This window comes from Halochromatium sp. NSM3 (assembly GCF_059621085.1).
The window spans coordinates 17,566-31,618 of record NZ_JCAQIA010000038.1 but is presented as its reverse complement, the minus strand read 5'-3'; the positions used below and the strand labels follow the sequence as shown (position 1 = coordinate 31,618).

Below are 14,053 nucleotides of genomic sequence, written 5' to 3'. Positions count from 1 at the left end.
CCATGAGATAATAGTACACTATCGCGCACTTTGCGCAACACTAGAGTCTAGCTCCATCACCATTGATCGAGCCCTGATTACAGCAGCATCGAATACGAGCGGCAATACAGGGTATTGACCTTGGGCATACTCGCAACCGATCATGCCGCCGCAGAATCGTCACAAAACCGACTCCCGAAGGAGGATGTCCCTGATGCTGCGTTCCGTCTATCTCCACGCCATGGCCACCAGCGCGTTGCTGCTGGCGACCGCGCCCTCCCTCGCTATCGCCGACGAGGAGCCCCCCATCCACCATGTCTCCTCCGAGGTGTGCTCGAATTGCCACCAGGAGATCTATCGACAGTGGAAGGGCTCGATGCACGCACAGAGCACCGCGCTCAAGGATCCGATCCATGGCACTTTCTACGAGATGGTCGCCGGCTCCCCGACCGAGGAAGGCGTGCTGCACAAGGCCTCGGGCAAGTACCCGATCTGCCTGCAGTGTCACGCCCCCAACGCCGCACTCGACCAGCGCACCAAGCTCGACGCGAAGGTGGCCTATAACGAGGGCGTCAACTGCGTCGCCTGTCACACCCTGAAGGCCTACAAGGGCATCGAAGGCGAGGACGGCAAGCTGCGGCTCGGCATCCAGGCCTATGAGCTGTCCGACAAACTGCAGGCGCCGCTCGGCATCAAGGACGGCCTCGCCCAGCTCGCGGCCGCCGGTGACGATCTCTTCGGCGGCGCCGGGCTCGGTGCGGATAGCTCGCAGAAACCGAATCCGCATCGCGGTGAGCCGATCGTCTTCGACGGCCAGATCATTCCGGCCCTGCCGATGGAAGCCAATCCGCGCTTGATCAAGAGTTCCGATGCCTGCATGGGCTGCCATGACCAGCGCGACAACCCGCATGGCGTACCGCTGTGCCAGACCGGCAACGAGTACCGGGATAGCCTCTCGAACGTCAACTGCCTGTCCTGTCACATGCCGGTCGCCGAGGGCATCGCCGATCACAGCATGGGCGGTGGGCACAGCCCGGCGATGCTCAAGCGCGCCGTGATCTTCGATGTCAACGCGGTTGCGAACGGCGACACCCTCAAGACCACCGTCTACCTGAAGAACCAGTTGCCGCACGCGATGCCGACCGGCGCGCCCTTCCGCAACCTGTTCATCAAGCTGACCGCTTATGACGATCAGGGCGAGGTGATCTGGGAGAATGCCGAGGGTCACCCGGCGCAGTCCGACCCGCAGGCCTACCTCTCCTACGCGCTCGCCGACGACGAGGGCATGCCGGCACCGCCGCCCACCGCGACCCAACCGGGCGAGGATACCCGCCTGCGCCCACACGAGGAACGCGAGCTGGTCTATGAGATCCCCGCCGAGGGCGTCGCCCTGGTGCGCGGCGAACTGTTCTACAACCTGCTCTGGCCCGGACTCGTGAAGAAATTCGATCACCTGCCCACCGAGCTGACCGACCCGGTGATGATTGCCGAGTTCGAGCAGACCCTGAGCGTCGAATGAGCGCTGGAGAGGTCGGCCTACACCGCCGACCAGGCTGATTCAGACCGCACCTTCGGGTGCGGTTTTTTTATTGGCCCAAGAGGCCATTGCAGCTGATCAGGCTTTGCAGCACCACCTCATCCGGGCCGGTCTGATCCCAATCACAGGGCTCATCGTCCTCGCGCGACCAACACACCTTGACCTCGACGCCGAGTGACGACCGTTGTTCGGTCCCGGCCACTGGATCGGTCGAGCGCCGCAGAACCTGATACTCGGCAGACTCACCGGCATGGGCCGTGCTGGTCTCATCCTCGAGCGTGCAGGTGCCGCTCGACACCTGAAAACGCGCCAAGGCGAATTGGGTTTGGGCCAACTGCATCGCCTCTGCCTCGACCCGAGCGGGCGCGATCTCTTGCAATAAGCGCACATTCAGGCGCGCGAGGCCGAGCGCGCCGACACTCAAGACAACGAGTGCGATCAATGCCTCGACCAAGCCAAAGCCCGACGCCGTCGCGGGCCGGCGACTGTGCATCCTCGCCCTCACCGCGTCGACCAATCGCGCCAGGTGCCGGGCTTGGGGGCCGATGCGCCAATCCGGCCGCGAACAGTGTTCAGCACGTTCGAGTCGTACTCGATCGCATCCCACGCTTCGTCGAGCGCGCCCTCGACGATCAAGGCGCCGTGGATCTCGGGGTTGCCAGCGAACTCGATCGAGCCTCTCACATAGACCACGCCCCAGATGCGTGGCGCACCGCCCAGCCAATCGCCATCGATCACCAGCACAACCGGGTGATCCCGGGAGCCGAGCGTCTGCTCATTCGGCAGCACCATATCGCCCTTGAGCACGATGGCCTCGGCGCGGGCGCCGCCATGCTCGGCGAGGATGGCAGCCTGGTCGGCATCGATCACCCGGTCCGCCACTCGTGCTTCGTAGGCGGCGAGATCGGCCACCCCCATCATGTCGCGAAACAGCTGAGCCGCGCTCATACCAGCCTCCTTGATGATCACCGCGCTCGTCACGTCCACCCCAACCTTCGGCATCGCCTGCGTGGCCTGCACGATCAGATGCCGCGCGATCCCATCATCGCTCCAACCGCAGGCGGCGATGAGCGGTGTGCGCAGGTAGCGCGCCTCGGTCGTCTCCGGCGAACTGCCTGCCTCCGGCAAGTCGTCCACCTCTAGCGAACTGTCCGCATCTGAGGTTGCGGCCGGCTCTCCATCCAGCCGATCGCAGGTGGGCGGACCCGGCGCATCGGGACAGTTGATTGAGCGCTGCGCGGAATCCTCGGGGTCGCAATAGGCGGCTCGGTAGGCACCGGTGACCCGATCCGCTAACGGGGTGATCTCATCGGCGACGCCGCCTTGGTCGCGATCGATTCCGATCAGCCGACCCGTCTGCGCGTCCCGCTCGGCGAGCAACGAGAGGGCATGCGCCATGCCGGCTTCGGCGGCGAGGAAGGCCTGTCGCGCGCGTTGCTGATTCGCCGCCATGCGCTGATCCATCTGCGTGGTGCGCGAGACACCGATCGACAGGAGTGTGGCCAGGCTCAATACCAAGACCGTCACCGCCAGCGTCGTCGCCCCGGCTTGGAGGCGAGGGATGCGGACGCAGACGCACGGGCGCCGTTGCTGTTGCTGTAGGCAGTTTCTCACCATGAGCCTCTTGGCGTGCACACCGCCCTGAAGGGCGCGACTTGTCACGCATTGGATCATGACCAACGCACGCTCAGTCCGAGGTCGCGATGTTAACGACCCGATGATTGCGCACGAAGACCGCTTGCGTCCGGCGCGCATGGATCGTCGGATCCTGGGTCAGCGACCCTTCAAGGGTGATGTGGACTAGCCGGGTTTCGATAAGCTCAATCGGAAAGGCAGTATCCGACGCCTCTAAGCTGTCCGCCTGATGGTCCGCCCTGGCTGCCTCATAGAGCGCAATCCCGGGCTGACAGCGCTGTCCCTCGGCGCTCACGCCGGTGTCGCGACGACGACAGTGGTAATCGATCGAAAACACCGGCTCCTCCCTCGCGATGCGCACGCTCGCCGGATCGGTCAACCCGTGCCATTGACCGCCGCTGTTGCACGCCGAGAGATCGCCGCCGCCCTGTCGCACCTTGAGAATATGGTCCTCGACCTTGAAGCCGAACAGTTCGTAGGAACCGCTAGCGTCAGCGGTCATCTGCTTCAAAATTCCATCCTGATTAGCGTCATAGGTGAAAACGAGACAGGTGCCGTCCTCAAACAGGGCCAAGTCGGAGACACCAGGCTCCGTGAACGCCTGGCCACCAAAACCGGCGCGCCGGATATCCGTCACCATCATGTCCATCGCCGCCCGCAGCTCGGCATTCAAGCGCGCCGCGCCCAGAATATCGGCGGCGTAGCGCAGATTGACCGTATACAGGGTCAATGCCGAGAGCATGATGAGCAAACCCACCGTCAGCCCAATCATGAGTTCGACCAGGGACAACCCCGTTTGCCGGCCCGACCAGCACCGGATGATGAGGATTCCCGACCGACGCCGGCTCATCGGCATTCAGGCAGCCCCAAGAACGCATCCGAGCACAGCGCCACCCGCCCGAGCGGGGCCACCTTGATGGTGATGCTCGACGACTCCGCCCCGGTGAGTTCGAGGGTGCCGGCGCTCGAGCATTTGCCGAGCTTGCGCTCAAACCGATAAGACGCGCGGTTCGAGGCCAAGGCGACGCCCGGAAAGCCCTCACTGGAAAGGCTGTGTTCCTGCCGATCCGCCCCGCCGCCATACTGGCACGCCCCCGCCACCGAGCAATCGCAGTCTCGGTCGTTGGCGATTGCGAGGCACCAGCCGTCGCCCGCCGCCCCGGCCTCGCCCGTGCTGACCACGACGAAGAGATCGCGATACTGTTTGATCGCCTCCGAGCGCGCGAACTGCAGCAGTGAATAGACCGCCTCGGCGCTATTGCGCAACCGCGCTCGCTCCTGACTCCCCTGAAAGGAGGGGATACCGATGGCCAGAAGGATTGCCAGCAGACTCATGGTGACGAGCAACTCGATGAGCGAGAGGCCCGCGCATTCGCGACCAGCGCATCCAGCGCGACTGCGACGTCGTAGCCGGTTGCGTCGCCTCCCGCGCGTCATCGGCATCACCTCATCCAGCAGTCGACCGGTGTCTTCGCGTTGTTCTGATCTAGGGTCAGTTGTAGGCAATCGCTATCCGCCGACTGCGCGCCTGTGTCCTTGACCTCGGCCTCGAGGACATAGGAGGTGGTATCGGCACTGCGGATGCTGAATGCGTAGTCATCATTGTCGGGCAGCACGCAGTCGCCGTTGCTCAGGCAATCGGCATAGCTCGGATGCCGCATGCGATAGCGCTCGAGCGCCTGTTGCAGCTCGAGCAACCCGGTCTGGGCCTGCACACGCCGCGCGCTGATCACGTAGTCCTGATAGCTCGGGTAGGCCATCATGGCGAGCACGCCGATGATGGTGAGCGCGACCATCAGCTCGATCAGGGTGAAGCCGAGCTGGCGTTGTGGGCCGTTCCGGCCAGCACAGGCATGCCCAGCGCGACCGTATCCAGTCGTCGGCTGGCGAAAAGGAATCAGCCGCGCGTTGACGGCTCGCTGTCGACTCTCGATCATCATATCTGCTAAGTATGCCAGGCCGCAGGCCGATTTGGAGCGGATTTGGACCAGCCAACACCGAATCAATTTCTGCTCCTTGAGCAGTGCATAATCGCGTGCCCGCAGGGTGCTCGCAAGCTGCTTCAACATCGGGTGATGAGCCGCCGCGCGCCCATAGGCTTCGTGGGGTGGGTCTTGGTTAGGGCGAACGCATCAAGATATTCTAATATAGCTCGCCTTCAGGATCAGTCGGAGGGCGGGTTCTGCATCAGCAGTTCGCACTCCTCGAACACCTCGGGCCGCAGCAGCGAGAACACACGCCGGAACGTGTCATGGGAGTGACATCTCGGGGGTCATCAAGGATGCTGAAATGCGCCACCAACGACTGTTCTTCGAGTGCTTCCGACACTTTCGGCATACCAACATGAGATTCAGTTGGTTGCCAATCCTACCTCAGCCTCGTTCTAGAAGTATCTAGCAACATTCTGATGCGTTTGCCCTGACGCCAACGGTGTCCGGCTCCCCATCAAAGGTACGTCCTCAATAATGGCCGCAGCTGCTGCGCTGATCGCCGGCACCACCCTCACTCCGCAAGCCGATCGAGCAGCACCTCCAGCACCCGCGCCGTTTCTTCATAGCGCACGGGCGAGACCGCGAGCATCTGCTCCGCGCTCTGCACGAATGGGGCCGGCACCAGCTCATCAGCGCAGTAGCTGCAAAGCGTGCGTAGACTCGTCGGCGTCATCTCCAGATGGAACTGCAGGCCAAGGATGCGCTCATCGACCAAAAAGCCCTGCTGCGTACAAGCCTCGCTTGCGGCCAGATGCAGGGCACCGGGCGGCAACGCGAAGGTATCGCCGTGCCAATGCAGCACCTGCAGCTCGGAAGGCAGATCCTTGCAGAACGGGTGCGCGCGCGCGGCCTCGGTGAGCCGGATCGGAAACCAGCCGATCTCCTGTTGCGGATTCCGGCTCACCCGCGCGCCGAGTGCCTCGGCGATCAACTGCGCCCCGAGGCAGACGCCGACCAACGAATGGCCAGCTTCGATGGCCGAGCGAATCAACGCCTTCTCGGCGCTCAGCCAAGGGTGCTGATCTTCATCCCCGACACCCATGGGCCCACCCATCACGACCAGGCGATCGAAGGCGTCGAGTTCGGGCAATGCATCACCGGCAAACAGATGGCTGAATGCGATCGGGTGACCGCGACTTTCGGCCCAATCGGCAATCTGGGCCGGCCCCTCGAAGGGCACATGCATCAGACAGTGAATCTTCATCGCAGGTTGCTCGGCTCGCTGGGGGTTCAGGGATATGACGCTCAGACCCATTGGATCAGGCTCCAAGGGGCCTGCTGCCGGCGTTTCTGTCGCGGCTTAGGCCACCGCCAAGGCTTGATCCAAATCGGCGATGATGTCATCGATGTGCTCGATGCCGATCGACAGGCGCACCAGATCCTCGCTCACCCCGGCGCGGGCCAGTTCCTCGGGCGAGAGCTGGCGATGGGTCGTGGTCGCCGGATGGCAGGCCAGGGTCTTGGCATCGCCGATGTTGACCAAGCGCACCGCGAGCTTGAGCGCGTCGATGAAACGCCCACCGGCCGCGCGGCCATCTCCCGCGCCAGAACGGATGCCGAAGGAGAGGATCGAGCTGGCCTTTCCTCCGTCCATGTACTGTTGCACCAACGGATAGTCCGGGCTATCGGGCAGACCGGCATAGCGCACCCATTCGACCTTATCGTGACCCTTTAGATACTCGGCTACCGCGATCGCGTTCTCGCAATGCCGATCCATGCGCACCGGCAGCGTCTCGATCCCCTGCAGGATCAGGAAGCTGTTGAACGGCGAGATGGCGCCGCCCATGTTGCGCAGCGGCACCACCCGCGCGCGGCCAATATAGGCGGCCGGCCCGAGCGCCTCGGTGTAGACCACGCCGTGATAGGAGACATCCGGCTCATTGAGCATCGGGAAGCGCTCGGCGTGCTCGGCCCAAGGAAACTGGCCGGAGTCGACCAGCGCGCCGCCGATGGTGGTACCGTGACCGCCCATGTACTTGGTCAACGCATGCACGACGATATCGGCGCCGTGCTCGAACGGCCGGCACAGGTAGGGACTCGGCACCGTGTTGTCGCAGATCACCGGCACGCCGTGCGCGTGGGCCAGGTCGGCAATCGCCTTGAGATCGGCGACATTGCCGGCCGGATTGCCGATCGACTCGCAGAACACCGCCTTGGTGTTGGCGTCGATCTGCGCGGCCATGGCGTCGATGTCATTCGGCTTGACCAGTCGCACCTCGATCCCGAGTCGCGGCAGGGTGTGTGCGAACAGGTTGTAGGTGCCGCCATAGAGGGTCGAACCGGCGATGATGTTGTCACCGGCCTGGGCGAGCGTGAAGATCGCATTGGTCACCGCCGCCATCCCCGATGCCAATGCCAGCGCACCGACGCCGCCCTCCAACGCCGCGACGCGCTTTTCCAGGACATCGCTGGTCGGGTTCATGATGCGGGTGTAGATATTGCCCTGCACCTTAAGATCGAACAGATCGGCCCCGTGCTGGGTGTCATCGAAGGCGTAGCTGGTGGTCTGGTAGATCGGCGTCGCGACCGCTTTCGTGGTCGGGTCCGGCTCAAAGCCGGCGTGGATAGCGAGTGTCTCGAGCTTCATCATCTCCTCCTCGGTTGCTGCGCCGCCGCATGCTCTTTATCTGATGCGACATCTCATGCGAAGTCTGGTGCAAAGGCGGCATCGGGTAGATAGCATAGCCGAACGCGCCGGCCAACCCATCAAAGCAATAGGTCCGGTGTGCCCGCTAACCTGAGGAGGACATCATGGTCGACATCAAGCACAAAGAAACCGGCGAGGTGCTGGCTTCGGTCGAGGGCGATGCCTTGGTCGGGGCGGACCTACGCGATATGCGGCTCAATGGCGCCGACCTGCGCGGGCAGGATCTGAGCGACGCCAATCTCGAGTTCAGCGACCTGGTCGGCGCCGACCTGCGGGACGCGATCCTGACCGGCGCCAGCCTGCTCAACGCCCATCTGAACGATGCCAACCTGAGCCGCGCCAACCTCGCTCGGGTGCACGCCGGCTCGGAGCGACCGGCTAGCGTGGCCGTACTCTCCGGCGCCGATCTCAGCGAGGCGAACCTGGAAGGCGCCGACCTGCGCAAGGCCGAGATCCGCTTCGCCAACCTGCGGCAAGCTAGGCTCAGCGGCGCCGACCTGCGCGGCACCGACTTCTGCCATAGCGATCTCAGCCAGATCACCGCCCGCCGGGCGCTGTTCATTCAGGCCAACCTGCGCGAGACCAACCTCAGCGCAGCCGATCTGCGCGACTGTCATCTGAACGACGCCAACCTGGTCAAGGCTAACCTGCAAGGCGCCGATCTGACCAGTAGCCAGCCCGAGGGCTTCACCGTCATCAACCTCGCCAACCTCGAAGGCGCCAACCTTGCTGGCGCTCGCCTGCGCAATGTCTCAGCCCAGCACACCAATTTCCGCAACGCCGATCTGACCGGCGTGGATCTGACGGGCGCGGTACTCGGCGGCGCGATTCTGCGCGGCGCCACCGTCACCGAGACCGATTTCAGCGGCGTACAGCTGGCGAGCGTGACCATGGAGTTCGCCAATGTCTCCAAGGCGTTGAATGCCAAGATTCCAAGCTACAAGAAGAATCTTCGCTGAGCTTGGGAGCTGGATCACTTGCGCCTCGCCCCCAAATTGGCGACAACATCAAGACGCTTTTCCTGCAATCAGCACGCCGTCTAACGCGGGCTCTCTGCCCCGATCGGCGGCCAACCTCGGACCCTGTGGTATGCCCTACTTCGTCTACAAGATCACCCCCACCATGCAGCTGACTCATATCGAGACCCAGGAGCGCTATCAAGACGCGCGTGCGATCGTGCGCAACCTGCGCGCCGACCGCGACGACGTTGATGACGCCGACTACCGGATGATCTTCGCTAATCACCAACTCGAGGCCGAGCGCCTCCTCTCACGGCCCAAGGACAACCGTGTGATTGGCGAAGACTGAGGGCCGCTCAGGACGACCACGACGCCTCCTCGGCCCGGAGGAATTGCAGCACCTTACGCACATAGTGCTGGGTCTCGGCATACGGCGGGATCTGATGGCCGTGGCGTTTCACCGCGTTCTCGCCGGCGTTGTAGCCGGCGAGTGCAAGCCGGATGTCGTCATCGAATAGATCGAGCAGGAAGCGTAGATAGGCGGCGCCGCCCTCGATGTTCTGCGCTGGATCCCAAATCTCGGTGACACCGAAGCGCTCCGCCGTTCCAGGCATGAGCTGCATCAGCCCACAGGCACCGGCGTGTGAGATCGCATCGGGCTTGTAGGCGGACTCGGCGCGGACCACCGCATGCAGCAGTTCCGGCACCAGCCCATGCCGGCGCGCGGCGGCTTCGATCAGCGGCTGATAACGCATCCGCCGCAGCCACATCGACTCGCTGAGCGGCGCGACCGACCCCCGGGCCGCCCCCCGGACTGCCCCCCACTGCTCGATCACCTCTGCGGCACCGGTCTCGGCGTCGAGACGCGCTTGCAAGCGCGCATCCACCTCGGCCTGCCGCCGCAGCGCCCGCGAACGCTCCCTGTTGCTCGCCGCGAGCCGGGTTGCCGTGCGCTTCCACTCGAGCCTGAGTCCGGAGCTGCTCAGCGGTTCGTCCGAAAAGAAGACGTTCCCATCCTGGTCGACGTACTTGAACACATCGGCGCTCGCCGTTCGCGGCGGGAGCACCACGGCCACGCCAAGCACAGCAAGCAAGAGGCCAACACGCGTACGCCTACGCCGGACAGCGCTGGCCGTCATTGAGGAACCAGCGGCCATGCGCGGGCCAATTGCGTTAGCTTTCAACCCCTTGAACACCCCTGCGGAACAGCCCGACAGAGCGCTCGAGACAGCCCATTGGGTTATTCGCAACCCCATCAGATTTCCTCAGCACAAACCGTTGCTTAACCATTTTACTTGATGTAGTTTAGAGGATGGGTGGCATTCGTCAAACCGTGACCGAATCGCCATTGCTTTCACCGCCCCTCGACCTATACTCAGGGCGCCCAACAACATGCTCGATTCTAGGGGGATACTAGTGAACCGACGGATTTTCCTCGGTGCCGCCTTGGCTGTTGCCTCAGCGCCCACCGTTGCCCGCAGCCAACGCCGCCAGCTCGACCAGCCACGCGTCCTCTCCTTCCATCATCTACACACCGACGAACGCCTGACACTGACCTACCGCCAAGGCGATCATTACCAGCGCAGCTCGCTGATGCAGCTCAATCAATTCTTGCGTGACTTCCGCACCGGCGACGTCACCACCATCGATCCCAAGCTGTACGACATCCTCTTCGACGTCAAACAGACCCTGGGCCACGAAGACGCCGTCTTCGAGATCGTCAGCGGCTATCGCTCGCCCAAGACCAACGACATGCTCAGGCGCACCTCGAGCGGTGTCGCAAAGCGCAGCCTGCACATGACCGGCAAGGCCATCGATGTCCGCTTCGGCGACCTGCCGACGCGCAACATCCGGGATGTCGCCGTTCGGCTCAGCCGGGGTGGCGTTGGCTACTATTCACGCTCTGATTTCGTGCATCTCGACACCGGCAACGTCAGGCAATGGGGAGCCTGATCGTCAACGCCTTCGCCCGCCCCGCCTAGCGCGGGGCGCGCGAGACGAACCGCATCAGCCCTGAGCGGCACGCGCGTCGATAAACGCTAGCGCGCGATCGATGCGGCGCAAGGTCGCCGTCTTACCCACCAGTTGCAGCGTGACATCGATCCCCGGTGACGCAGCGCGGCCGACGATGGCAACGCGCAATGGCTGCGCGACCTTCCCCATGTTCAGCTCCAGCGCCTCGGAGACGCGCTCGACCACGCGGTGCAAGGTCTCCGGCTCCCAGTCCTCGAGCGCCAGCATTTCCAGCTCCGCGCGCAGACGCTCCAGTGCCAGCCGCGCGACCGGGCGCAGATGCTTCTTCGCAGCGGTCTCGTCGTAGTCGTCAAAGTCCTGGTAGCAGAAGGCGCTGATATTGGCGAGTTCAGTCAGGGTCTTAGCACGTGCGGCCTGCGCCCGAACCACGTCCACCAACTCTGGCCCCTCTGTCGGATCGATGCCAATCTCGCCCATGTGCGGGCTCAGCAGCCGCGCGATGTGCAGGGGGTCGGCATGCTGGATATAGTGCTGATTGAGCCAGTCGAGCTTCTCGACGTTGAAGGCCGAGGCGGCGGTATTCACGTCCGCGATATCGAACAACGCGATCATCTCATCGAGCGAGAAGACCTCCTGATCGCCATGTGACCAGCCCAGGCGGATCAGATAATTGAGTAGGGCCTCGGGCAGATAACCGTGATCGCGATACGCGACCACGCTGACCGCGCCATGGCGCTTCGACAAGCGCTTGCCGTCGGACCCCAGGATCATCGGCACATGCGCATACTGGGGCGGCTCGTAGCCTAAAGCCTTGAGGATGTTGATCTGGCGCGGCGTGTTGTTGAGATGATCGTCGCCGCGGATGACATGGCTGATCTGCATCTCGGCATCATCGACCACCACAGTGAGGTTGTAGGTCGGTGAGCCATCGCTGCGACGCAGGATCAGATCGTCGAGTTCGCTGTTGGCAAAGGGCACGCGACCGCGAATCAGATCGTCAACGATCACCGCGCCATCGACCGGATTCTTGAAGCGCACTACATGCGGTTGCTCAGGGTCGATCTGGCGCCCGCGGCAGTGGCCGTCGTAGCGCGGCTTGACCTTGGCCGCCATCTGCGTGTCGCGCAGGCGCTCGAGGCGCTCCTTCGGACAATCGCAGCGGTAGGCGAGGCCCTTGTCGAGCAGTTCATCGATCACCGCCTGATAGCGCTCGAAGCGCTCGGTCTGGAAGAAGGGCCCCTCGTCGTAATCGAGGCCGAGCCAGGTCATCCCCTCCATGATCGCGTTCACCGACTCCGCCGTCGAGCGCTCAAGATCGGTATCCTCGATGCGCAGCACGAACTGCCCGCCGTGCCGGCGCGCGAACAGATAGCAGAACAGCGCGGTGCGGGCGCCGCCCACATGGAGGTAGCCGGTCGGGGAAGGGGCAAAACGGGTACGAACGGTCATCGCGCTGATCTCAAGTCTGTTGCAACATGCCAAGGCCGGCGATGATAGCAGAGGCGGCAGCCCCGGTTTCCCTCTTGCTTAGGGACCAGCCAAACGATACTTGTTAGGGTTAACCATCGAATACACGAGGAGTCACCATGAAAGCCAGTCGTCCCGTCGCCATCGGCCTTGCCGTATTAGGGCTTATCCTGCTCATCGCCGGGCCGCTCATCCCCGGCGGCGAGCGGCTGATCCGCAACGCCCCCGTCGACAGCGGTCACATCACCGATCTGGCCCGTGCCGAGGATGGCTCGATCCTGGCCGGCACCCAAGACGGTGAACTCTGGCGCTTCGCCAACGATCAATGGACAGGCGTCAAGATCGACCTCGGCGGCCACCCGGTCACCGCACTCTCGGCGGACCTCGCCGGCGATGCCTCCAAAGGTCCGATCGGCACCGGCGGCGGGCTGTTCAATGCCCCGGCCGGGATGCCAGCCCTTGAGGTCCGCGTCCGCGACGAACTCCTCGCCAATGGGCGCTTGCTGGTCGGCACCGGCGACGGTCTGCATGTGCAGAGCGATGGTCAATGGCAACGCGCGCTCGAAGGCACCAGCGTCTACCGGCTCGAGACCCAGCGCATCGACGATGCACTGTGGCTGCATCTGGGCAGCGTCGGCGCTGGCGTCTTCAGCGCCCAAGCCGACGACCCGCTCAACTGGCAGCCCAATCGCGACGGTCTGCCGGAGGACATCAACGTCTTCAGCTTCGTCATCACCGATGGCGGCCGGCTGATCGCCGGCACCGATCGCGGACTCTTCTGGCAAGAGGCGCCGATGCAGCCCTGGCAGCGATTGAAGGTCGGACTCGAGAACAGCCGCATGCTCTCGCTCTATCTCGAGCCAGCCAAGGCCGAGCAGACCGAGCGCCTCTGGATTGGCAGTGACGATGGCCTCTTCCGAGTCGAGATCGACGAATCCGGCCCAGCCCCCGAGGCCCTAGCCTACGCCGAGCTGATCCAGACGCCGCCGGACCATCTGCGGTATGGCGTCAGCTGGATCGTGCCCTTTGACGACGGGGTGATGCTGAGTGCCGGCTCGGTCTACCAATTCGGCCCCATGGGGCTCAAGGGCTGGTACTGGATCTCGCTGGGCGGCTTGATCCTGTTACTGCTTGGCGGCTGGCTGATGCCGAGCCGAGCCGATGACAACCCCGCAACCACCTAACCACGGAATCACAGGCCCACCATGAAGCTCATCCTCATTCTGCTCGGCCTCGCGGCCGTGGTCGGCATCGTCGGCCTGCTCGTTTTCGTCTTCGTGATCCAGAACGTCGAGAAGCCCGACTACCAGGTGGTCAGCCAAGACGGCAACTTCGAGCTGCGCGACTACCCGCCGCTGGTCGTCGCCGAGGTCAGCGGCAGCGGCGGCCGTCAGCAGAGTCTAAGCAGCGGTTTCGGCCCGCTCGCGCGCTACATCTTCGCCAAGGAGCGCGGCGGCGAACGCATCGCGATGACCGCGCCGGTCCAGCAGCGCGCGGTCGCGCCCGATGAGAAGATCGCGATGACGGCACCGGTAACTCAGACGCCAGCAGAGGACGGCCGCTGGACAGTGCAGTTCATCATGCCGGCCGAGTACGGGCTCGAGGATCTACCGGCTCCGGGCAATGCCGAGGTGACACTGGAGCAGATTCCGGCGCGGCGCATAGCGGCTGTGCGCTTCAGCGGCAGGACCAATGATCAGGCAATTGCCGAGCAGCAACAGCGGCTCAAAGATTGGATGAGCGCGCGTGGCCTCGAGCCGCGCGGCGAGCCGATCTATGCCTACTACAACGATCCTTTCACGCCCGGACCACTGCGTCGCAACGAGGTCATGTTCGAGGTTTCTGATCAACAACGCGGATGATC

The 14,053-nt window shown here is 63.8% G+C and carries 15 protein-coding genes; 6 read left to right on the top strand and 9 right to left on the bottom strand.

From position 1 onward, the window contains the following. Positions 1-193 precede the first annotated feature (193 nt). Complete coding sequence (locus AC54T3_RS14380; RefSeq protein WP_496625797.1) at positions 194-1,498, top strand: cytochrome c family protein; 1,305 nt, start codon at positions 194-196, stop codon at positions 1,496-1,498. A 67-nt stretch (positions 1,499-1,565) separates the two neighbouring features. On the opposite strand, the gene AC54T3_RS14375 is transcribed toward AC54T3_RS14380, so the two are convergent. The 7 genes from AC54T3_RS14375 to AC54T3_RS14345 all read right to left on the bottom strand — a co-directional run bounded on the left by AC54T3_RS14375 (position 1,566) and on the right by AC54T3_RS14345 (position 7,729). Further along, positions 1,566-2,009: a type IV pilus modification PilV family protein gene (locus AC54T3_RS14375; RefSeq protein ID WP_496625795.1), complete on the bottom strand. Its 444-nt coding sequence runs from the start codon at positions 2,007-2,009 to the stop codon at positions 1,566-1,568. Between the two features lie 8 nt (positions 2,010-2,017). Next, positions 2,018-3,178 carry a pilus assembly PilX family protein gene (locus AC54T3_RS14370; RefSeq protein WP_496625794.1) on the bottom strand — a complete coding sequence of 387 codons (1,161 nt, stop codon included), beginning with the start codon at positions 3,176-3,178 and terminating at the stop codon, positions 2,018-2,020. Between the two features lie 25 nt (positions 3,179-3,203). Further along, entirely contained in the window at positions 3,204-3,941 is a 738-nt protein-coding gene (locus tag AC54T3_RS14365; RefSeq protein WP_496625792.1) for a hypothetical protein, read from the bottom strand. Positions 3,942-3,997: 56 nt separating this feature from the next. Further along, positions 3,998-4,588 carry a GspH/FimT family pseudopilin gene (locus tag AC54T3_RS14360; RefSeq protein ID WP_496625805.1) on the bottom strand — a complete coding sequence of 197 codons (591 nt, stop codon included), beginning with the start codon at positions 4,586-4,588 and terminating at the stop codon, positions 3,998-4,000. Positions 4,589-4,593: 5 nt separating this feature from the next. Next, entirely contained in the window at positions 4,594-5,220 is a 627-nt protein-coding gene (locus AC54T3_RS14355) for a type IV pilin protein (RefSeq protein ID WP_496625790.1), read from the bottom strand. Positions 5,221-5,653: 433 nt separating this feature from the next. Next, positions 5,654-6,346, bottom strand: a complete 693-nt coding sequence (locus AC54T3_RS14350) for a type 1 glutamine amidotransferase (protein ID WP_496625788.1) — start codon at positions 6,344-6,346, stop codon at positions 5,654-5,656. A 96-nt stretch (positions 6,347-6,442) separates the two neighbouring features. After that, positions 6,443-7,729 carry an O-acetylhomoserine aminocarboxypropyltransferase/cysteine synthase family protein gene (locus AC54T3_RS14345; protein ID WP_496625803.1) on the bottom strand — a complete coding sequence of 429 codons (1,287 nt, stop codon included), beginning with the start codon at positions 7,727-7,729 and terminating at the stop codon, positions 6,443-6,445. Positions 7,730-7,893: 164 nt separating this feature from the next. On the opposite strand from AC54T3_RS14345, the gene AC54T3_RS14340 reads away from it, so the two are divergent. Then, positions 7,894-8,748, top strand: coding sequence for a pentapeptide repeat-containing protein (locus AC54T3_RS14340; RefSeq protein ID WP_496625787.1), 855 nt, complete (start codon positions 7,894-7,896; stop codon positions 8,746-8,748). A 130-nt stretch (positions 8,749-8,878) separates the two neighbouring features. Continuing rightward, positions 8,879-9,097, top strand: coding sequence for a hypothetical protein (locus tag AC54T3_RS14335; RefSeq protein WP_496625785.1), 219 nt, complete (start codon positions 8,879-8,881; stop codon positions 9,095-9,097). Between the two features lie 7 nt (positions 9,098-9,104). Here AC54T3_RS14335 and AC54T3_RS14330 read toward each other — a convergent pair whose 3' ends face one another. Then, the gene (locus AC54T3_RS14330; protein ID WP_496625801.1) at positions 9,105-9,833 is read right to left on the bottom strand and encodes a transglycosylase SLT domain-containing protein; all 729 of its coding nucleotides are present in this window, start codon (positions 9,831-9,833) and stop codon (positions 9,105-9,107) included. Between the two features lie 331 nt (positions 9,834-10,164). Between AC54T3_RS14330 and mepK the strand changes: the two genes are divergently transcribed. After that, positions 10,165-10,701, top strand: coding sequence for a peptidoglycan L,D-endopeptidase MepK (gene mepK, locus AC54T3_RS14325; protein ID WP_496625783.1), 537 nt, complete (start codon positions 10,165-10,167; stop codon positions 10,699-10,701). Between the two features lie 54 nt (positions 10,702-10,755). On the opposite strand, the gene gltX is transcribed toward mepK, so the two are convergent. Then, positions 10,756-12,171: a glutamate--tRNA ligase gene (gltX, locus tag AC54T3_RS14320; RefSeq protein ID WP_496625781.1), complete on the bottom strand. Its 1,416-nt coding sequence runs from the start codon at positions 12,169-12,171 to the stop codon at positions 10,756-10,758. A gap of 137 nt (positions 12,172-12,308) precedes the next feature. Between gltX and AC54T3_RS14315 the strand changes: the two genes are divergently transcribed. Both AC54T3_RS14315 and AC54T3_RS14310 read left to right on the top strand, forming a co-directional pair. Then, positions 12,309-13,373 carry an ABC transporter substrate-binding protein gene (locus tag AC54T3_RS14315; RefSeq protein WP_496625779.1) on the top strand — a complete coding sequence of 355 codons (1,065 nt, stop codon included), beginning with the start codon at positions 12,309-12,311 and terminating at the stop codon, positions 13,371-13,373. A gap of 21 nt (positions 13,374-13,394) precedes the next feature. Next, the gene (locus AC54T3_RS14310) at positions 13,395-14,051 is read left to right on the top strand and encodes an SOUL family heme-binding protein (RefSeq protein ID WP_496625778.1); all 657 of its coding nucleotides are present in this window, start codon (positions 13,395-13,397) and stop codon (positions 14,049-14,051) included. Positions 14,052-14,053 lie beyond the last annotated feature (2 nt).

Coding starts and splice junctions, on each gene's coding strand:
- AC54T3_RS14350 (WP_496625788.1), bottom strand. CDS start 6,346: ATGAAGATTCACTGTCTGATGCATGTGCCCTTCGAGGGGCCGGCCCAG.
- AC54T3_RS14345 (WP_496625803.1), bottom strand. CDS start 7,729: ATGAAGCTCGAGACACTCGCTATCCACGCCGGCTTTGAGCCGGACCCG.
- AC54T3_RS14335 (WP_496625785.1), top strand. CDS start 8,879: ATGCCCTACTTCGTCTACAAGATCACCCCCACCATGCAGCTGACTCAT.
- AC54T3_RS14360 (WP_496625805.1), bottom strand. CDS start 4,588: ATGACGCGCGGGAGGCGACGCAACCGGCTACGACGTCGCAGTCGCGCT.
- AC54T3_RS14315 (WP_496625779.1), top strand. CDS start 12,309: ATGAAAGCCAGTCGTCCCGTCGCCATCGGCCTTGCCGTATTAGGGCTT.
- AC54T3_RS14375 (WP_496625795.1), bottom strand. CDS start 2,009: ATGCACAGTCGCCGGCCCGCGACGGCGTCGGGCTTTGGCTTGGTCGAG.
- AC54T3_RS14355 (WP_496625790.1), bottom strand. CDS start 5,220: ATGTTGAAGCAGCTTGCGAGCACCCTGCGGGCACGCGATTATGCACTG.
- AC54T3_RS14310 (WP_496625778.1), top strand. CDS start 13,395: ATGAAGCTCATCCTCATTCTGCTCGGCCTCGCGGCCGTGGTCGGCATC.
- AC54T3_RS14340 (WP_496625787.1), top strand. CDS start 7,894: ATGGTCGACATCAAGCACAAAGAAACCGGCGAGGTGCTGGCTTCGGTC.
- AC54T3_RS14380 (WP_496625797.1), top strand. CDS start 194: ATGCTGCGTTCCGTCTATCTCCACGCCATGGCCACCAGCGCGTTGCTG.
- gltX (WP_496625781.1), bottom strand. CDS start 12,171: ATGACCGTTCGTACCCGTTTTGCCCCTTCCCCGACCGGCTACCTCCAT.